Here is a 17,298-nt window from a genome sequence, read left to right as displayed (position 1 = left end):
AAAATGCTCGAATGCATATCGAGGAAAGGGTTATGTTAAATTGGTGCTTTCTGAGGAGAAGCTGTACGGATGGCTGTACGGGTTTCCGTAATACTTGACGTAATTTAGGTATTCCAATAAATCGCCCTTCCTTTCGAAGTACTGGAATACTTCATATGCCTTGCGCCTGGCTTTGTCCGCATTATTAATTGCGTTTATGAGGTCGCTGGACTGAGGCACGATTGCGAAGTCCGCAATGCCTAGTAACGCGGGGATCACGTTCTTAGAAACGGTAATCGATAGACCCTTACCAGTATAGAAGTAGTATTTCAAATGCTCATTTATTCCGAACTCCTTAAGGATGGAGTTTACTAGTTCTACGAATTGCCTCGCCTCTTCAGCGAATGACGAACCAACGTTAAATCTATACGTAGCGTAATACTCGACGTGCAACTTAGCTTCTTTAAACGCATTATTTGCTAAGGGCATTCGTATAATGATTTGCGATAGCGCTTTGCCGTGATGCGATAGCACTGCGTGCTTAATTAAGTCGCTAATTCTATAGAATAACGTAAGTGGTAACCTAATTGCCGTATTATTAATATTTGAGAGGCTGCGTAGGATTAGCCAGGCAAATATGCGTCCGTCCTCTTCATCAAAGCGTATTACGAAACTGTAAACGTATTTAATGGATAGCCCAGTTATTTCATTAATTCTATTCGCAAGCCAGACGGGGGCCGGCACATCATTGATTTTATAGGCGTTCGATACTGCATAGCCAACATGTTGCCCTCCATTGTAGCTTCCCGTTCCATCTGCGGCATATGCAAAGAGCAGACTTGTATCTGTGGCTATTAATCTCATGAAGGTGTCCTTTCTATGAGAGCCTAAGCCCTTGATTAGTGGTGTCATCAATGCATAATTTGGATGTAATTCCCCATCTACCGTCAGCGTGGCGCCGTGGATTTGGAAATTGATGCGGCGTGATGCACCACCTATTGCGTACACGAAGTCAGAAAGTATTGGCATGGCAGAGGCAACCAGCTCTGGACTTGTGGACGTATATGTAATTTTCCCCTAACTACTGAACCATCGAGTAACAGACCAGCCACTGATTGAATTACATCAAATATTGATAAGCCCGAACTATTGATTATTTTTACGTCCGTATAGATATTCCTAATTAATATCATCACTGTGTTAATCGAGGAAGCAATTATGTATGCATCTTTAAGGTCATTATCATTTACCTTAGGTATTATTTTAACGTCACTGCTCGTCACTTCAACATCATATTGCTCCACTTCAAGCGCGTCTAACAATAAGTGGGCTAAGTTATTCATGTAAGCGACACTGTGATTATGAATTGACATTACGAAGCGCAAATTTTCGAGATCGTTTAAGCTGATTTCATATGTCTTGTTAGGTAGCTTCTGCTTAAGGAAGTACCTACTTTCATTAAATTCGACGTCATTAAACTGTGTAGAGCCAATAGCCTTTTTCAACCTATCCTTTATTATTAATACGATGTCTTCCACATTATTATGTCCTACAAATGCATTCCCCATTCTCATCACTAAATATCGGCTTCTAATTCTCATTAGAACTTATAAATACGTCACGTACGCTTTATGTTCATGATTCACCAAAGTTTACGTTGGCTCCCTGATTTCAAGTACGGCAATGACAAATGCGCCTTTAGAATATCCAGGGTGCCGAGGTACTTCGAGGTTGTCTCGAGGAATCATAAGCTTGTCTATGATTGGGGTGAGGACATGATAATTAGGCACTTGGTAATGCCTGGCCACGTCGAGGATGATTCAAAGCCCGTGCTTAAGTGGATCGCCGATAACATGCCTGGGGTCTTGGTTAACATAATGGATCAGTACAGGCCGGAGAACGAGACAGACCCAAACTCACCGAGGTTCAACCCAGAATTCAGGGAGTTGGCTAGGAGACCGAGTAGGGAGGAGTTGATGGAGGTTTATAGGTATGCCAGAGATTTAGGGCTTAACTTTGAGTTGATTAGTTTTGAGAAGAGGATTGACATTAAGTACTTGGGTGATGAGGATTCGCTGATTGAGAGACTCGATATCTTCTAATGAAGATTGATTGTGGAGGAGGAATTAAAGCAGGAGTAATTCGGCCTCCTTAAGCGTTCCCCTGACTGGGTCCACCTCAAGCCCGAAAATCTCGAGTGCGGTTACGCCGATCACCATCGTATCCTCAGTCTCACCGAATATTACGGGTACAACCCTCCTTTCACCCATGAGTATAAGGCCTGCATCACCAACATCACGCTCCACATAACCACCAAACGCCTTAAACCTTCTTCTCCTACTTGGTTTTATCCCAAGTCCCTCAAGTATGTCTCTACGTATAACGGTATAGATCGCGCCAGTATCTACAATACCGTCAACCTCCACAGTCCTCTCCGGCGCCGCTGGATTGAATATGCCAGCCCTAACCTTAACAAAGCCCATCAAAACCCTCATAATTACCTTAATTAAATAGTTTTAATCATGAAGTATGACATATGCACCTAAGCAAGTGTTTTATGGCGATTAATTTTAGTCAACAACACCCTCCTCGGTGATCCTAAACGTAACCTCCCTCTCAGGGTGGTATGGCGAGTCAAAAATCTTGGCGATCCTGACATTCTCCTTACCCTTCCTCAGCCAAACCCTATACGTGGCCCCATGAGCAATTACATTACCGCCAGCGGGCTTTAGTGGGTTCCCGAAGAAGACATCCGGCTGCGCAACCACTTGGTTGGTGACGACGACGGCCACGTTGTATATATCCGCAATCCTAAGCAGCTGGGCAATGTGGTGGTTAAGCTTCTGCTGTCTCTCGGCAAGATTCTCCCTGCCCGGGTACTCACTCCTGAAGTGGGCTACCAATGAGTCAATGACTATTAGGCCGATGTTCTCCTTCTCAATAATCTTCTTACTCTCCTCAATAATCATCATTTGATGATCACTGTTGTAAGCCCTGGCATATAAAATATTCTTAAGGGCCTCCTGCGGATCTAAACCCCTGTACTTAGCCATCTGCATTATCCTCTCGGGCCTGAAGGTGTTCTCGGTATCGACATATAAGGCCTTGGCCTTCAAGCCACCCTTATCCTCGGGCAATTGAACCATAACACTCAGTTGATGACAAAGCTGCGTCTTACCACTACCGAACTCACCAACGAGCTCCGTGATGGCCTTAGTCTCAATACCACCACCAAGTAGCTCATCAAGTGACTTAACGCCAGTGCTAATCCTCCTAATACCTCTCCTCTTCTCGTAAAGCTCGTAGGCCGTTATGAATGGCGTTAAGCCAATGAGCTTCTGGGCAGCGGCAATTATTTGCTTAGCCCTGTCCTCACTACCAAGTATCTCGGCAAGCTCCTTGACACTCGCGAAGGCCACGTCCCTAGCCGTGTTATAACCAGCCTCCCTAAGCTTCTGAGCAGTGACTCTACCGACGCCCTCAATTTCCTCAACATCAATTACAGGATAACCACTAACTGTTGCCGTAACAACAGTACCCTTCTCACCGCCTTCCTCGCCCGTATCCTCGATCTCCTCAACAGGTTCTTCCTTCTCTTCCTCAACTTCCTGCTCCTGCACCTTCTTCCTCCCCTTTGGCATATTCTCCACTAAAAATAAATGGTTATTACTTAAAAAACTAAGTAGGGGTGAGGCAAGGAGTTCACCGAAGACCAGCCCTAATCCTAAGCCAAACACCTAAGCATGTTTCGCGCCAAAGCCTATTAACATCGTTATCCCCACCCTCAATGATATGTCTAAGAATATCCAATGCATCATTACCTGCAATAACAGGCTTTACGTAGGCCATGTCGTCATCATAACCACAGGTAGCCTTGAGCAGCCTATCAACGGCCCTCCTACCAATTAACCTCCTTAACTCATCCCATGTATAACCAACGTAACCCAGCGACCTATAGAGCCTATCGGCAGGCTCATTACCGAACCAGGTAGTGGCGATGTAGATATCAGAGTCCGTGCAAACCTCCTCAATAGTACTCATTAGGACCTTACCAATACCTAAACCCCTGCATTCATCAACAACGGCTATGTAATAAATAACGCATAATCTAACTGCACCAACGTTAACGCTGTAATAAACGGCAGCGCCAACGCCCGATTCATTAATAACAGCCAGTGCCACAGAACCAACTCCATAATCAACAACGGCCCTCGCATATCTATATGCTGAACCGAAGAAATCCCTCAGTATGGGCTCTGCGTAATCCATTAACTCCCTACTGCCTATGAGGACTGTGATTGGACCATCACAATTCACAAAAACCACCCAATACCGTATGATGCGCAAACCCGAATTGATAAGAGGAGGAAGTAGGTAATGACAGATTTATACCCTCCTACCACGCCTACCTCCAGGTGGCCTAATGGTATCCGTAGGTATTGGCGTCACATCCTCAATACGACCAATTATCAAACCAGCCCTGGCCAAAGCCCTAATGGCAGCCGCGGCGCCAGGACCTGGCGTCTTTGGGCCGTAACCACCAGGTGCCTTAACCTTTATGTGCACTGCATTAATGCCCCTACTCATGGCTATTTGAGCGGCCTTGTACGCAGCCATCATTGCCGCGTATGGGCTGGGCTTATCCCTATCAGCCTTAACAACCTGCCCACCACTAACCCTCGCAACGGTTTCCGCACCCGTTAGGTCCGTGATTATTATTATCGTATTATTATAGCTGGAGTACACGTAGGCAACACCCCACCTAAGCTTCCTAGCCCCGCTCACCTGTGTTGGTTTTATCTCAGGCAACTGCATTGATTGCGGTGATGTAGGCTGCGCCTGTTGTGTCTCTCCCTGAACCTCCCCAGTGGTCTTTTCCATATTTTCCTCTGACATTCGGTGTTGGCATTTTTACTCATTTTATAAGCTTTCTCGCTATTGACTAGTGAATACCCTTCATGCTCTCGATAATACTCATCATGTGGCTAGTACCGACCCTAAACCTCATTGGGTCAGGCTCCCTCTCCGCCGCCCTCATTAATTCAAGAACCTGCTGATAAGTCCTAACGCCACCCGCGACCTTAATCCCAATTCTCGGGTTATACTTCCTAGATAGCTCAGCCATGAGCCTCACATTCTCTATTTGGGCCCCTGTCTTATTACCAAGCTTCTCCGCATAGTCCCTTTCTTCGAAGCCCGTACTCGTCTTTATGAAGTCCGCCCCAGACTGCATCACAATCCTGTAAAGCTCGAGCTTCTCCTCCCTCGTCGTGTAGGCATCCTCAACGATTATCTTAATGATCTTACCCTCCCTATGGGCGGCCTCAACCACCGTATTTATATCATGCTCAACCTCACCCCAAAGCCCAGACTTAACAAGGCCTATTGGGGCTACGATATCAAGTTCGTCCGCATACTGCGAGTAACGTTTAATTGCGTCTACCCTGGCCCCCGTCGTGCCAGCGCCAAATGGGAAGTCGACCACGGCAACCACCTTGAAGGTATAGCCCTTACGCGCCATGTACTCCCTGGCGTACCTGAGGAATACTGGGTTTATTGTTATTGAGTAGGCACCGTATCTAGCCGTATCCTCTATTAGGGCCTCTATTTCCCTAGTTGAACCGTACGGCCTTAAGTACGTGTTATCTATTAAGCCTATGATGTTTACCTCCATACTTAATTAAAGACGCAGTGACTTATTAATGCTTTACCAGTTGATGAAATGTTTATTAATGATTTATTCATGAACAGTTGGGTATGAGCGAGCCAACTATTAAGTCTGTTAGGGTTTTGACTGTCATGGGGAATTTTGAGTGGCCTATTGTTAAGGTTGAGCTTAGTAATGGGCTTGTTGGTTATGGTGAGTGTCATAGGGGTCCAGGCATTAAGGAGGTTTTGAGGAGGGCTGAGGAGTTAATTCGGGGTAAGGAGGTTAATATTGAGTACTTGCTTAGGCTCATTAGGAGGCACATACCAAACTCAGAGTGGGGTATTGTTAATAATGCAATTAGTGGTTTGGAGACAGCCCTTTGGGACTTGAAGGGTAAGTTAACGGGGTTGCCGGTTTATGAATTACTCGGTGGTAAGGTTAGGGATAGGGTTGCTGTGTATGCGGATCTACACGCTGGCGCTGGCATTATTGAGACTGGTGGTAAGAGGTGGGTTGAACTTGCCAGTACCGAGGTTGCCTATAACGTCGAGAATTACATAAGGAGGGCTAGGGAGGCCATGAACATGGGGTTTAGGTACATTAAGTTCGATGTTGATGTGCCGGAGAAAATGATGGAGACCGAGTTCGATAGGACCTTCGGCATGAGGATTGTTAAGTTCGTTACGTCATTCATAGGTGGCGTTAGAGATGCCGTTAAGTACGACGTTGATATAATGATTGATGGGCATTGGGCATTCAGCGTACCCACAGCCATAGCCATAGCCAGGGAGCTGGCTAAGTACGATGTGTTCTGGTTTGAGGATCCGGTACCGCCTGAGAATATTGATGCCATGAGGGAGGTCAGGCTTAAGTCACCGGTGCCCATAGCCACTGGTGAGAAGCTATATAGGTTGTCGCAGTTTAGGGAGTTGATTGAGAAGGAGGCTACGGACATAATACACCCGGATGTGCAAAGACTCGGTGGTTTACTTGAAATGAAGAAGATAGCCTACCTAGCCGAGGAGTATTACGTGCCGGTGGCTATACATAACATCTCAAGCCCAATAGGGACGATGGCCAATGCCCACGTGGCAGCCACAATAGGGGACTTCATAGCCATTGAGTGGCACGCCATTGACCTGCCCTGGTGGCCCGACATGGTTAAGGAGGGCATGATCATAAAGGAGGGCTATATAACACCACCCAGGAGACCAGGCCTTGGGGTGGAACTAAACGAGAGGGTTGCTGTGGAGCATGCAAAGGACCCGAGTGAGGTTAAGGAATTCCTTTAAAAATGAGAGAAAAGTAAATCGTATCTAAGTTCTAGGTGATGAGTGAGCCTCGAGCATTGAATTGATGAAGAAATTGAACCGGCTGATTATTACTGCTGCGTTGGTACCATGCCCAATTTAGGCTTAATAACCTGCTTCATATAATCAATCAGGTTAGCCTCCTCAAGCGCCTTGAGAACCTCCTCATCACTGGCACCCCTCTTAATGTTTATCTTATACTCCGTTGGTTCAATGTGCTTGACATTAACGGCCCTTCTCTTAACGCCCGTTAGGGACTTAGGCCCCGTTATTATTACGAAGTTCTCATCCTTAATATCCACAATAACGCACTTCCTACCAGCCTCCCTACCTGCAACCTTCACGCACACCCTACCAATATCGAAAACCCTAGGCATCAAGCACGGATAATGTAAGGCTTTATAAGCATTTCATGCCTTATATCATGTTATGATGAAATTATAAGTGCCCTGATTCACCTTACTAACACTAATTCTGCGTTTAATATTATCCACGGCCTCGAATAATCCCCTTATTATTCCCTTTGTCATAGGCATCCCAATATCCTCATCGAAGGACTTCGCTATAGAGATCACGGTCTTATTCGGCATGAATTGCACGTTAACTAGGGCTATGACTCCAAGCGCCGTGAGTATTCTTAATGAGGAGTAAAGAGCGTCCCTAAAGTCCCTCATTGAATTCAATATGTACCTCATTAATTCCTTACCATACTCATAACCAAGACGCTCGATCAACTCAGGCTCCCTCTCCATTACGTAGAAAACCAATGCCCTCATGAAATTCTCCTGTATAAATCCAAGTATTGTAAACGGTAAATTTACCATATTTACCGTGTTAACCCCATCAACATTACTAACATTATTCAATAACTCATTATTTACCTCACCATCAACCTCAATGAGAATCGCATAGTTATTACCTACGATATTTCTTATGTTTAAATTCCGAGACCTAATCACACCGGTAATGTCGTTAAGTAGACCTGGCCTATCCCTTGAAATACTTACTAGTAGCCAAACCATGAGGTATACCTAAAGTACGTACTTAAAGGTATTACTAATTTAATATTTATTAATAATCAGTGGGAATTGATTATTAATAAAACTGAGTGATCATAACCCATAACTCTGCCTGATGGCCCTAAGTTCCTGAATTATCCTAATCAGCACAGGCTTACCAACGTTTCGGAGCACATCTATGCTTGGCGGGTTTAGGCAATGCTTGAATTCAGTAGGTACATTTATACCGAGACCACTTAAGCAATTGACCATTTTATACCAATTACTTGATCCATGAATACCGCACTTAATTGCGGCGAGGAGAAACATTAACTCCTTGAGGGATTTACATACCACAACCTCATCATCACTATTGAGGAATAGGAACTCCCTCTCATCAACCATCTCCAACTCATTCCTAATGGATGCATTAATGTCAATGTCTAATGGATTACCATATATTAATTGGCCTGTCTTAATTACGTAAACGAAGAATAGTGTGTTACGTGGCCTTTTAAAGACTTGTAAATCCACATTATTCCCAATCATAGGAATTTCCCTGGGTGGTTCTTCCATGAACACCGCAATATCAATATCGCCACCGCTGCAATCAAGCGAACCACCGTATACATATATTGCATATGCATTTCTAAACATGTTAATTATCTCATTAATTAAGTCCTTGGGTATGCAATCCACATTAATCTGCATGAACTAATACTTAATAAGTATGGCATTTAACTAATCGTGAAATGCCATTTAGGGCTAGATATTATATTTATTGGGTCGATACGGATGCGGCTGGTATTGCGCATTTCACGTCATTCCTAAGGCTTGTTGAGCGAGCTGAGGAGGATTTTTATAGGGAGAATGGTATACTTCATTATCATTCAATTGCACCACGCAGGGAGCTCTTCATAACCTACACGGCACCGTTAAGGAGGGGTGATGTCGCGGTGGTTGAGTTGTGGCTTGATGAGGCGAGGACTAGGGCGATTAAGTACAGGTTTAGGATAATCAATGAGACATCCGGTAAAAATGCTGCCGAGGGTTACCTAGTATTCACCTGCGTTAGTAATGAGGGTGGTGAGCTAAGGGCCGTACCATGCCCCGAGGAGCTTATTAATGCTTGGAAGAGGACCATTAACACGACTTAATACTCAAGGAGCCTAATGCCTATGGATTCATCATTAAACCTGATGGGATTCCTAACAAGCTTTACAGCGCCTAATTCAGGATGGTTTATCTCAGTTAATACGTACTTACTTACATAGGGATCTTTTGCTATATCAGCCATGTCGTAAACAGGCCCAGCGGGTATTCCATTACTTAGGAATAAGTTTACCCAGTAATCCCTATCCTTGGTAAGGAATATTTCCTGCAATATCTTCTCAAGTTCATCCTGATTCCTAACCCTGTCAGGATTAGTCCTAAACCTAGGATCATCCGCTAATTCAGGCTTACCAATGACCTCACAGAATTTCCTCCATATCCTGTCATTACCCACGGCGAGTATGAACATCTTACCATCCCTAGCCCTGAAGCCCTGGTAAGGAGCAACAACACTCATATACTTAGTGCCCAACGGCCTTGGCACATTGCCCGTGAAGAGGTAATAAAGGATGTGTATACCCATTACGTATAGAGCCGAATCCAGCATTGGTACGGTAATCCTAACGCCCTTACCCTCCCTATCCCTAATTCTGAGCGCAGATAGTATTGCTATTACCGAGAAGAAGCCAGTCACCATGTCAGTTATTGGAACACCAACCTTAACAAAAGTCCCATCCTCACAACCCGTGACACTCATTAAACCACTCATGCCCTGAATAACGACATCAAAGGCAGGGTAATCCTCATACTCACTGCCGGGCATGAAGCCCTTAATTGACACATAAATAATCCTCGGATTGATCTTACTCACCGAGCCATAATCAACGCCGAGTCTCTCGGCAACGCCAGGCCTATAATTCTCAATAAGCACGTCAGCGCTCTTAACCATCTCATAAAGCCTATTCCTATCATCCACATTCTTTAGGTCAAGTCTAACCACGTGCTTATTCCTATTCATAGCCAGGTAATACGTACTAACGTTATCCCTAATCACGTGGCCCCATGTCCTAGTCATGTCACCCTCAGGCGACTCGACCTTAATAACCTCGGCACCTAAGTCGCCGAGTATTGACGTTGCGAAAGGACCTGCGGCAGAGTGCGTTAAATCAATTACCTCAATACCCTCAAGTGGGAGTTTACCCATACTAAGGGATTACACATTTACTCCTTATTTAGACTTTAGGACTTAACTAGGTCGTAACCTCAACCTACACCTCACTTAATTCACTCCTTACCTATTCCTTACCCTTACCATTCATTAATCCTGCTTCTCAATCACCACATACAATTGGTATTTTATAACGTATTAACCATGACTTTATAGCACTTAAGCATCGCATCGATTATTGATTAAAAAGTCAGTAGTGGCAAAAGTTAAAAACCACTGGAATTATCATGACTCGATATGGTAAAGGGTACGCCAAGCTTCGGTAAGATGAATAAGGGCTGGACGCACATTAGATGCCCAAGATGCGGTAGGCACGCCTACAACCCAGTTAAAGGCTATTGCGCGGCCTGTGGCTGGGGCAGGTCGAAGAGGATTAGGCGTTATTCATGGCAGAATAAGAAGGTTAATAAGGTCAGGATTCGCTAATCCTCACCCTCATCCTTAACCCTCCTAAACTGCTCAAGATAATCCTTAGGTGGTGGCTCCCTCGCGTATAAGTCCTTCCTCATTGCCTCAAGCAGCTCGTCCTCACGGTTAAGTAGCCCCGCGTATGTCGTTATTGATATTCCTAACCTACCTGCCTCCTCAAATAACGCCTTTAACGCATTCCTCCAATTTAAGTCCCTCAATGTGTGGTGGGCTATGACTAACTTATTAAGGAAACCAGCCCTTAGGATTGCCGTAAGGTTTCTTAAGGCATTACTGAAGTATTCCTCACCGAATCCTCTCCTCGATAGGTACAGGGGTGGTCCACCAACTATTAATATCTGTGGTTTCATACTCATTACGTAGTCAACGGCTAATTGCGATACTGGCCCCTCAACATCCGGCATGAACATCAACGACTCATCACCATCTATTATCGTAATTGCTATCACCCTACCAGTCCTCGCGTTATCCTCGCCATGCGGCAGTGACCGTGATACTACGAGCCTCGTAGATCCTATAGCGAATTCCTTACCATCAGCGAATACCAGGTCCTTCACAATACCCTCAATGGCCTTTCTCAACCCGTAATAACGCCTCCTCTGGCTCCAATTCTCGTCATCAGGCGATTTCATGAACAATACCTTACCACTGTATATCTTCCTATAACTCTCATTATTAGTCCCCATGTAAATGCTTGGGTATGGTACCGTGAAGTGATCCCTATGATAATGACTAATGAACACATAGTTGGCTTCCTCAGCGTATTTCTCGAGGGCCCTCCTCAGCGCATTAACCCTCTCTATTTCACGAGGATGGGGCGGCAAACCATACCTATTTGGTGATAGGCTAATCCCTGGATCTAGTAGCATTGATAGGTCCTTCGTTCTTACGAAAATGGCCATTGACCTTACACCAAGGCTCTCCTCAGCGATTGGCACCACTTCCATACACCTATTACCACATGTAAGATTTATAATGTCTTTAGTTTCACACTAGCTCAGTGGATGGCATTAAACTCGGCTTTGCGGGTAGGTCATCCACATGGAACCTACTTAGGAAGCTGGTCTTTCCTGAACACGTGGCTTTAAGGTACGTGAGTAATGAGGATGATTGCCAGGGACTTGACCTCGTAATTGTTGAGAAGTATATGGCAGACTTAGTTAATTGCCCTAGAGTCCTGGTGTTAAGTGATTCAAGTATTGATGGCATGATTGAGGCCGTGATTAATGGGCTAGGCCTTAATGAATTAAATATTGGAGTTGATATTGGTAATTCCAGGTGTGGTGCCATCATACTTAATAACGATACACCGTTAATTCACGTAACGCTTAGCTTCGTAAAGCTCATTAGGATGATAAGGAGGTTGGCTAGGCGCACAAGTATTAACTTAATAATTGGCATTAGCCCCGGTGTTTCGGAACTTGTTAGGGATTTCCTGGAATTAATAAATGATGTTGGTATTAGGGTTAAGGTGATTAATGAAGATGTGGCCTATGGAAAGAAGGATGTGTTTAGGTCTAGGTATCCATACTTAACATTGGATGAGCTTGACGGTCTGGTTTACGCGTATACCGGCCTTGCAATGAGTATTCATGAGTAATTGCTTGATTAGACCTAGTGATTAGGTATTCCATACATATTACTTAATATATTACCTGTAGAATTTCGGTAATATAATGCGTATAATGACGGTAATCTTTATAAAATAATCACTATGGGGACTTATGATGCCGATAATAATTAAGTGCCATTCATGCGGCTTTGTGTTTTACAATGACCAGCAGCTTAAGAGTGTTGATGAGGTACTTAGGCAGTGGGGCTATAGATGCCCTGTCTGTTTAAGTCCATTAAGTAAGACACCAATTACTATGCGTGTTAAAGGATAAGTTATCAAAGCAATCTGCATTAAAATTAAAATAAGCCTATAAACTATGTCTTTAGGTCATGGTTATTAAGGCATGGTTCGACGCATTAACGGCTAAGCAGGCAAGGATTGCCGCAGTATTGAGCATGGAGGGTAGAAGGAATAATATAAATTTCATGATAACGTGCAGGAAGTACGATTATGTTGAGGAGGTCCTAGACATGTTTAACCTGCATTATGAGTGTGTTGGTTACCATGGCGAGAGTCCCAGGGAGAAGTTGCTAAGGGGCATTGAGAGGCAACTAGCATTGCTTGATGTGGTTAGGGATTTCGATGTTCACGTATCATTGACATCACCAGACGCGATTAGGGTTGCCTTTGGTCTTGGTAAGCCAATAATAGCATTGACGGATACGGCTCACTCGTACTTCGTTAATAAACTAACACTGCCGTTAGCGAATACCGTGATAGCACCATCGGCTATACCAATGAGTGAGTGGGGCCGTTATATACCCAGTGCTGAGATTGATAAGGTTAGGACCTTTGATGGCATCTTTGAACTCATGTGGATTAATAGATTCAAGCCGAGCGGTGACTCTATTAATAAGCTTGGGCTTAAGAGTAGGGAGTTTGTCGTCATTAGGTTTGAGGAGTCCAGGGCATCTTATTACGGCTACGGGGATAAATCGCGGATATTAATTAGAATGGCGAGGAAAGTGCTTGAGGATGGTTATTACGTGGTTATGTTCCCAAGATACCCGTACCAGGAGGAGTTAATAAAGTCCGAGCTTGGCCTTTTCCTTAAGCTTGGTAAGTTGATAATACCGAGGAACATGAAGCTAGACGGCCTTGACTTATCGTGGCATGCAAGGCTCGTGATCACAGGCGGCTCAACAATGGCTCATGAAGCAGCGTTGCTGGGTACGCCAGCCATTAGCTACTTCCCACAGCATTACTACATAGATGATTACCTAATGAGTAAGGGATTACCGCTTTATAGGTGCGTTGATGAGGATTGCCTAACGGTGCTTGATTCAATTCTTAAATCAGACACAACACATGTTGATACAAGCTCAGTACTAAGTAGAATGGAGGACCCAACGGGACTCATTATCAATGAAATAAAGAGGCTCACGAACGAGGATAAGTAAGTCCCGGTGGGTAATTATTATAAGGTAACTTCGCAATCGATGATCTTGATGAAAATATTAGTGACAGGTTCCTCAGGATTCCTAGGGAGGAACATAGTTAATTGCATGAGGTCTAAGGGCCATGACGCGAGGGGTCTCGATATTGTTAAGGCGGAGACTACGGACTACATAATCGATATAACAAGGCGAGATGATGTTATTGGGCTTTCTAAAGAGGGGTTTGACGCAATTGTCCACTTGGCAGCATACCCGAACCCAAGGTCATTCACGAACGCGGGCGCCCTTAAGGGCCTTGATGTAAATGTTGTTGGTACAATAAACATGCTTGAGCTCGCAAGGATACTAAATGCCAGGTTCCTACTTTACTCAACATCTAACGTTTACGGTAAGCCCACTAAATTGCCCGTCACTGAGGATGACCCATTAAGGCCCTTCGAGGGGTATGGTTGGAGTAAGGTCGCTGCCGAGGCCGTATCGATGTCCTATCACGTTGTTCATAAGGTTCCAGTAACGATATTTAGGCTGTGGAAGCCCTATGGCCCTCATGATAATGGCGTTGTCGGAATATTCATAACGAGGGCATTAAAAAATGAGGACCTGGTAGTTAATAATGGTGGTGTTGATACCACGGATTTCCTCTATGTTGAGGATTTATGTGATGCCACGGAACTAGCACTTAGGAAGGATGATGCGGTCGGTCAAGCCTTCAATATCGGGCTCGGCGTTGAGACATCAATACTAGATTTAGCCAGAATAATAGTTAAGCTAGTTGGTTCGAATTCCAAAATTAATGTGCAACCAAGGACCTCCGAGCCATTTAGGAGTTACCCAGACGTTAGCAAGGCCATGAGGATCCTCGGCTTTAAACCTAAATATGACTTAGTAAGTGGATTAAGAGCCACCATTGATTGGTTTAGGCGAAATCTATGATCATTAGTATAAATTACGTATTAATTGCCGTAGTATCCTTCGTAATCTCACTGATCACAGTATACGCAATATCCAGGTTAAGGAATCCGAAATTACTGGCGCCGGATGTCCATAAGCCATATAAGGTGTTGGTGCCTAAGATTGGCGGAGTCTCCGTATTAACTGCCACAGGTGTTATTACGTTAATTGCCTACTTGATTAATGACGCTAGGTTGCTTGCGTTAGGTCTCGTAACCCTGACAGTAGGTTTGATAGGGCTTGTCGATGACCTCAGGGGATTGCCCGTGAGTGTTAGGGTGTTTTTGCCATTGGTGCCGTCATTGATAATCCCCGTGGTCGTTCACGGCTACATATACATACTCCTGATAGGTCATGTCCACAACTTCTTCGTTGTGGCCTTTCTCTCGATGCTCGCAGTTACGGTTATGGCTAACGCCGTTAACATGCTTGACGTGATGAATGGTATAGTCCCAGTATCTACGTTGATGATAATAACCGTTAGTGGGCTCATCTCGTACATGGCCGGCTTTGACTATGCCTTACCAGCCACGTTAATACTCGTGCTCACGGTGCTACCGCTGGCCGTATTTAACTGGTACCCTGCCAAGGTGTTTAATGGTAATGTAGGTAGTTACGCACTTGGGGCAATGATAGGCGCATTCATGGTTTTATATAACGCCGGGACCCAGGGCGTGATATCGGCACTGCCATACATAATAAATGGCTTCTTAATAGTCATAACGGCGAGGGGCTTCAAGCCCAGGGAAAACCTGAAGAGACCCGTAATTGTGAATGACGGAGTAATTCACGCAAATAAAGTCCCTGGATCACCAATCACACTAGTCAAGTTGATGGTAATGAGAAGACCAAAGACCGAGAGGGAGGTTGTCCGCGATATATTAATACTGTTCCTAATAACGAGCCTAGCCTCACTCTCGCTATTAGCATTTATTACTTAACCACGACAGCCTCCTTAATACTTATGTTCGAGCCCCTCGTAATGTAAATACTCCTCATGTTGCTTAATTCTCTAAGCACGCCGAGATAAAATGTTGCCTCCATGAAATCCGTCTGCTCCTCAAGACTTCTTGGCTTCCTCCTCCTAATCATATTCACAAAATCCTCAATACCCATACCGTATTTACGCTCCAAATCCTTAATCAAGACCTTAAACGTCTCGAGCCTATACTCACCATAATCATTAATGCAGGGTGGTGGGCTCAACCCAACCTGCCTTGTTAAGTTAACTATGTATGGGCATGTTGCCGGATCCCTACCGGCTGGGCAATGCTCCTGGCAAACAACCATCGCATACCTCAAAATCCTCTCCAAGATGCTTAATGGCATTACTACGTACTCCTCCTCAGGGTCAAGCTTAACCTCCATTGATGGTCATTAATAAGCCCTGATATGTAGATAAATAAAGCTTTCAAGCACATTCTTTACTAATCACGGTACCCATCAGCGTTGACTCAAGTACCGCACCCCTCTTTATAACGGTTAATACCTTATTCCTACCCAACTCATAACTTAACCATCTATAATTAGGTATATCCCAAATGACTATATCCGCCAAGTAACCAGGCTGTAAAACACCCCTATCCCTAAGGCTTAGGCTATATGCGGCATTCACCGTAGCCGCCATTAAGACCTCAAGAGGAGTCATACCGAGTAGGTATGTGGCTAACTCCATCGCGTACTGCATATTTAAGGACCAGGAGTTCGGACTAAAGTCAGTACCAAGTGCCATGGGTACACCTGCATTCCTTAATGCCTTGACCGGCGGTCTCTTACTACTCATTAGTGAAAGTATTGTTATGGGCAATAGAGTCGCTACTGAACCTCTCTCGGCAATTGACCTAGCGTTCTGCTCAGGTAAGTTCAGTAGATGATCGAGTGATACAACGTTAAATTCCTTAACTAAGTCACTGCACCCAATATAGGCTATTTCATCGGCGTGAAGTCTTAAACCGAAACCCCTCTTCGATGCTTCCCTAAGGATGTCCCTGGTTTCCTGAACCGTAAAAGCTCCCTCATCGCAGAACACGTCTATGAACCTCGCCAGTTTCTTTGCCTCATCAAGAGAACCTATTACTGCATTGATGTACTCCCTCCTATCCATGTTTCTCGGCGGTACATGAATTAAATACGTTGATACAACATCTATGGGCGCGCTTGTTAACGATTCATTAATTATCCTGAGAAGTCTAATTTCCTGGCTTGGATCAATTCCATAACCACTCTTAACCTCTATCGTGGTTGTGCCGTACCTCGTAACCTCAAATAACCTACTAAGTAGGATTTTCTTAAGTTCATCATCCGTTGCACTAACCGTGGCATTAACAGTCCTGTAGATACCACCACCTCTCCTGAGTATTTCCTCGTACGGGACACCCTCCAGCTTAAGCTCAAGCTCATCCTCCCTAGAACCAGCAAAGAGCAGGTGCGTATGGGGATCCACAAGACCAGCCGTTACCAGGGATTCCTCAGCAGAGACCCTACACTTACCCTCATACTTCCTGCTGATGGAGTTCCACGAGCCAACATCTACTATCTTATCGCCCTCAATGGCAATACCCGCATCCTCAATAACTAATACTGGGTCTCCGTACCTCCAGGGCATTGATTTAGCAGTAACCAGTTGCCTAATTGGACCAATGAGTAAGGAGACCTTACCCATAATGCAATCGCTTAGCGTATGTTTAA

The 17,298-nt window shown here is 44.6% G+C and carries 23 protein-coding genes; 9 read left to right on the top strand and 14 right to left on the bottom strand.

Annotated elements, in window-relative coordinates; translation table 11 throughout:
* Positions 1-30 precede the first annotated feature (30 nt).
* Both VDIS_RS12380 and VDIS_RS12375 read right to left on the bottom strand, forming a co-directional pair.
* Positions 31-1,008, bottom strand: coding sequence for a hypothetical protein (locus VDIS_RS12380; protein WP_013337606.1), 978 nt, complete (start codon positions 1,006-1,008; stop codon positions 31-33).
* Positions 975-1,547 carry a hypothetical protein gene (locus VDIS_RS12375; RefSeq protein ID WP_148678360.1) on the bottom strand — a complete coding sequence of 191 codons (573 nt, stop codon included), beginning with the start codon at positions 1,545-1,547 and terminating at the stop codon, positions 975-977. The genes VDIS_RS12380 and VDIS_RS12375 overlap by 34 nt, the downstream gene beginning before the upstream one ends.
* 69 nt (positions 1,548-1,616) lie before the next feature.
* Here VDIS_RS12375 and VDIS_RS12370 point away from each other — a divergent pair, with 69 nt between their 5' ends.
* Positions 1,617-2,081: a radical SAM protein gene (locus VDIS_RS12370; RefSeq protein ID WP_052885848.1), complete on the top strand. Its 465-nt coding sequence runs from the start codon at positions 1,617-1,619 to the stop codon at positions 2,079-2,081.
* A gap of 24 nt (positions 2,082-2,105) precedes the next feature.
* Here the strand turns inward: VDIS_RS12370 and VDIS_RS12365 are convergent, their stop codons facing one another.
* From VDIS_RS12365 to deoC, 5 genes are all read right to left on the bottom strand, one after another.
* On the bottom strand, positions 2,106-2,462 hold the full coding sequence (locus VDIS_RS12365) for an aspartyl protease family protein (protein ID WP_052885847.1): 357 nt from the start codon (positions 2,460-2,462) through the stop codon (positions 2,106-2,108).
* 87 nt (positions 2,463-2,549) lie between these two features.
* Positions 2,550-3,620, bottom strand: a complete 1,071-nt coding sequence (radA, locus tag VDIS_RS12360) for a DNA repair and recombination protein RadA (protein ID WP_245522523.1) — start codon at positions 3,618-3,620, stop codon at positions 2,550-2,552.
* A 61-nt stretch (positions 3,621-3,681) separates the two neighbouring features.
* On the bottom strand, positions 3,682-4,296 hold the full coding sequence (locus tag VDIS_RS12355) for a GNAT family N-acetyltransferase (protein ID WP_148678359.1): 615 nt from the start codon (positions 4,294-4,296) through the stop codon (positions 3,682-3,684).
* A gap of 69 nt (positions 4,297-4,365) precedes the next feature.
* Positions 4,366-4,794, bottom strand: coding sequence for a 30S ribosomal protein S11 (locus VDIS_RS12350; RefSeq protein ID WP_052885960.1), 429 nt, complete (start codon positions 4,792-4,794; stop codon positions 4,366-4,368).
* Between the two features lie 127 nt (positions 4,795-4,921).
* On the bottom strand, positions 4,922-5,653 hold the full coding sequence (gene deoC / locus VDIS_RS12345) for a deoxyribose-phosphate aldolase (RefSeq protein ID WP_013337600.1): 732 nt from the start codon (positions 5,651-5,653) through the stop codon (positions 4,922-4,924).
* A gap of 83 nt (positions 5,654-5,736) precedes the next feature.
* Between deoC and VDIS_RS12340 the strand changes: the two genes are divergently transcribed.
* Positions 5,737-6,921: a mandelate racemase/muconate lactonizing enzyme family protein gene (locus VDIS_RS12340; protein ID WP_013337599.1), complete on the top strand. Its 1,185-nt coding sequence runs from the start codon at positions 5,737-5,739 to the stop codon at positions 6,919-6,921.
* Positions 6,922-7,010: 89 nt separating this feature from the next.
* Here VDIS_RS12340 and VDIS_RS12335 read toward each other — a convergent pair whose 3' ends face one another.
* The 3 genes from VDIS_RS12335 to VDIS_RS12325 form a co-directional block, all read right to left on the bottom strand.
* The gene (locus tag VDIS_RS12335) at positions 7,011-7,316 is read right to left on the bottom strand and encodes a 50S ribosomal protein L14e (RefSeq protein WP_013337598.1); all 306 of its coding nucleotides are present in this window, start codon (positions 7,314-7,316) and stop codon (positions 7,011-7,013) included.
* A 45-nt stretch (positions 7,317-7,361) separates the two neighbouring features.
* Complete coding sequence (locus VDIS_RS12330) at positions 7,362-7,961, bottom strand: ACT domain-containing protein (protein ID WP_013337597.1); 600 nt, start codon at positions 7,959-7,961, stop codon at positions 7,362-7,364.
* A 90-nt stretch (positions 7,962-8,051) separates the two neighbouring features.
* Positions 8,052-8,636: a nucleotidyltransferase domain-containing protein gene (locus VDIS_RS12325; RefSeq protein ID WP_245522522.1), complete on the bottom strand. Its 585-nt coding sequence runs from the start codon at positions 8,634-8,636 to the stop codon at positions 8,052-8,054.
* 53 nt (positions 8,637-8,689) lie between these two features.
* Here VDIS_RS12325 and VDIS_RS12320 point away from each other — a divergent pair, with 53 nt between their 5' ends.
* The gene (locus VDIS_RS12320; RefSeq protein ID WP_013337595.1) at positions 8,690-9,094 is read left to right on the top strand and encodes an acyl-CoA thioesterase; all 405 of its coding nucleotides are present in this window, start codon (positions 8,690-8,692) and stop codon (positions 9,092-9,094) included.
* On the opposite strand, the gene VDIS_RS12315 is transcribed toward VDIS_RS12320, so the two are convergent.
* Entirely contained in the window at positions 9,091-10,194 is a 1,104-nt protein-coding gene (locus VDIS_RS12315) for a CaiB/BaiF CoA transferase family protein (RefSeq protein ID WP_013337594.1), read from the bottom strand. The two genes, VDIS_RS12320 and VDIS_RS12315, sit on opposite strands and share 4 nt — an antisense overlap.
* A 261-nt stretch (positions 10,195-10,455) precedes the next feature.
* On the opposite strand from VDIS_RS12315, the gene VDIS_RS12310 reads away from it, so the two are divergent.
* Positions 10,456-10,644 (top strand): 50S ribosomal protein L37e, encoded by a 189-nt coding sequence (locus VDIS_RS12310; RefSeq protein ID WP_013337593.1) that lies wholly within the window; start codon positions 10,456-10,458, stop codon positions 10,642-10,644.
* On the opposite strand, the gene VDIS_RS12305 is transcribed toward VDIS_RS12310, so the two are convergent.
* Positions 10,641-11,594 carry a hypothetical protein gene (locus VDIS_RS12305; RefSeq protein WP_013337592.1) on the bottom strand — a complete coding sequence of 318 codons (954 nt, stop codon included), beginning with the start codon at positions 11,592-11,594 and terminating at the stop codon, positions 10,641-10,643. The two genes, VDIS_RS12310 and VDIS_RS12305, sit on opposite strands and share 4 nt — an antisense overlap.
* A gap of 53 nt (positions 11,595-11,647) precedes the next feature.
* On the opposite strand from VDIS_RS12305, the gene VDIS_RS12300 reads away from it, so the two are divergent.
* The 5 genes from VDIS_RS12300 to VDIS_RS12285 all read left to right on the top strand — a co-directional run bounded on the left by VDIS_RS12300 (position 11,648) and on the right by VDIS_RS12285 (position 15,551).
* Positions 11,648-12,247, top strand: coding sequence for a hypothetical protein (locus VDIS_RS12300; protein WP_013337591.1), 600 nt, complete (start codon positions 11,648-11,650; stop codon positions 12,245-12,247).
* Positions 12,248-12,374: 127 nt separating this feature from the next.
* On the top strand, positions 12,375-12,533 hold the full coding sequence (locus VDIS_RS12925; protein ID WP_171804865.1) for a hypothetical protein: 159 nt from the start codon (positions 12,375-12,377) through the stop codon (positions 12,531-12,533).
* A gap of 58 nt (positions 12,534-12,591) precedes the next feature.
* Positions 12,592-13,662, top strand: coding sequence for a DUF354 domain-containing protein (locus VDIS_RS12295; RefSeq protein ID WP_013337589.1), 1,071 nt, complete (start codon positions 12,592-12,594; stop codon positions 13,660-13,662).
* Between the two features lie 48 nt (positions 13,663-13,710).
* Positions 13,711-14,592, top strand: a complete 882-nt coding sequence (locus tag VDIS_RS12290) for an NAD-dependent epimerase/dehydratase family protein (RefSeq protein WP_013337588.1) — start codon at positions 13,711-13,713, stop codon at positions 14,590-14,592.
* Positions 14,589-15,551 (top strand): MraY family glycosyltransferase, encoded by a 963-nt coding sequence (locus VDIS_RS12285; RefSeq protein WP_013337587.1) that lies wholly within the window; start codon positions 14,589-14,591, stop codon positions 15,549-15,551. Before VDIS_RS12290 ends, VDIS_RS12285 begins: the two co-directional genes overlap by 4 nt.
* On the opposite strand, the gene VDIS_RS12280 is transcribed toward VDIS_RS12285, so the two are convergent.
* Positions 15,544-15,978 carry a hypothetical protein gene (locus VDIS_RS12280; RefSeq protein WP_013337586.1) on the bottom strand — a complete coding sequence of 145 codons (435 nt, stop codon included), beginning with the start codon at positions 15,976-15,978 and terminating at the stop codon, positions 15,544-15,546. The genes VDIS_RS12285 and VDIS_RS12280 overlap by 8 nt on opposite strands.
* Before the next feature lie 43 nt (positions 15,979-16,021).
* Positions 16,022-17,272 (bottom strand): imidazolonepropionase, encoded by a 1,251-nt coding sequence (gene hutI, locus VDIS_RS12275; RefSeq protein ID WP_013337585.1) that lies wholly within the window; start codon positions 17,270-17,272, stop codon positions 16,022-16,024.
* Positions 17,273-17,298 lie beyond the last annotated feature (26 nt).

Source organism: Vulcanisaeta distributa DSM 14429, assembly GCF_000148385.1.
Classification (GTDB): Archaea; Thermoproteota; Thermoprotei; order Thermoproteales; family Thermocladiaceae; genus Vulcanisaeta; species Vulcanisaeta distributa.
Note: the sequence above shows the minus strand (reverse complement) of the source record. Positions and strands in the feature narration are given on the sequence as shown.

Coding starts and splice junctions, on each gene's coding strand:
- hutI (WP_013337585.1), bottom strand. CDS start 17,272: ATGGGTAAGGTCTCCTTACTCATTGGTCCAATTAGGCAACTGGTTACT.
- VDIS_RS12335 (WP_013337598.1), bottom strand. CDS start 7,316: ATGCCTAGGGTTTTCGATATTGGTAGGGTGTGCGTGAAGGTTGCAGGT.
- VDIS_RS12340 (WP_013337599.1), top strand. CDS start 5,737: ATGAGCGAGCCAACTATTAAGTCTGTTAGGGTTTTGACTGTCATGGGG.
- VDIS_RS12315 (WP_013337594.1), bottom strand. CDS start 10,194: ATGGGTAAACTCCCACTTGAGGGTATTGAGGTAATTGATTTAACGCAC.
- VDIS_RS12285 (WP_013337587.1), top strand. CDS start 14,589: ATGATCATTAGTATAAATTACGTATTAATTGCCGTAGTATCCTTCGTA.
- VDIS_RS12320 (WP_013337595.1), top strand. CDS start 8,690: ATGCCATTTAGGGCTAGATATTATATTTATTGGGTCGATACGGATGCG.
- VDIS_RS12375 (WP_148678360.1), bottom strand. CDS start 1,547: ATGGGGAATGCATTTGTAGGACATAATAATGTGGAAGACATCGTATTA.
- VDIS_RS12280 (WP_013337586.1), bottom strand. CDS start 15,978: ATGGAGGTTAAGCTTGACCCTGAGGAGGAGTACGTAGTAATGCCATTA.
- radA (WP_245522523.1), bottom strand. CDS start 3,620: ATGCCAAAGGGGAGGAAGAAGGTGCAGGAGCAGGAAGTTGAGGAAGAG.
- VDIS_RS12380 (WP_013337606.1), bottom strand. CDS start 1,008: ATGCCAATACTTTCTGACTTCGTGTACGCAATAGGTGGTGCATCACGC.
- VDIS_RS12925 (WP_171804865.1), top strand. CDS start 12,375: ATGCCGATAATAATTAAGTGCCATTCATGCGGCTTTGTGTTTTACAAT.
- VDIS_RS12330 (WP_013337597.1), bottom strand. CDS start 7,961: ATGGTTTGGCTACTAGTAAGTATTTCAAGGGATAGGCCAGGTCTACTT.
- deoC (WP_013337600.1), bottom strand. CDS start 5,653: ATGGAGGTAAACATCATAGGCTTAATAGATAACACGTACTTAAGGCCG.
- VDIS_RS12350 (WP_052885960.1), bottom strand. CDS start 4,794: ATGCAGTTGCCTGAGATAAAACCAACACAGGTGAGCGGGGCTAGGAAG.
- VDIS_RS12290 (WP_013337588.1), top strand. CDS start 13,711: ATGAAAATATTAGTGACAGGTTCCTCAGGATTCCTAGGGAGGAACATA.
- VDIS_RS12310 (WP_013337593.1), top strand. CDS start 10,456: ATGGTAAAGGGTACGCCAAGCTTCGGTAAGATGAATAAGGGCTGGACG.
- VDIS_RS12305 (WP_013337592.1), bottom strand. CDS start 11,594: ATGGAAGTGGTGCCAATCGCTGAGGAGAGCCTTGGTGTAAGGTCAATG.
- VDIS_RS12365 (WP_052885847.1), bottom strand. CDS start 2,462: ATGGGCTTTGTTAAGGTTAGGGCTGGCATATTCAATCCAGCGGCGCCG.
- VDIS_RS12295 (WP_013337589.1), top strand. CDS start 12,592: ATGGTTATTAAGGCATGGTTCGACGCATTAACGGCTAAGCAGGCAAGG.
- VDIS_RS12370 (WP_052885848.1), top strand. CDS start 1,617: ATGATTCACCAAAGTTTACGTTGGCTCCCTGATTTCAAGTACGGCAAT.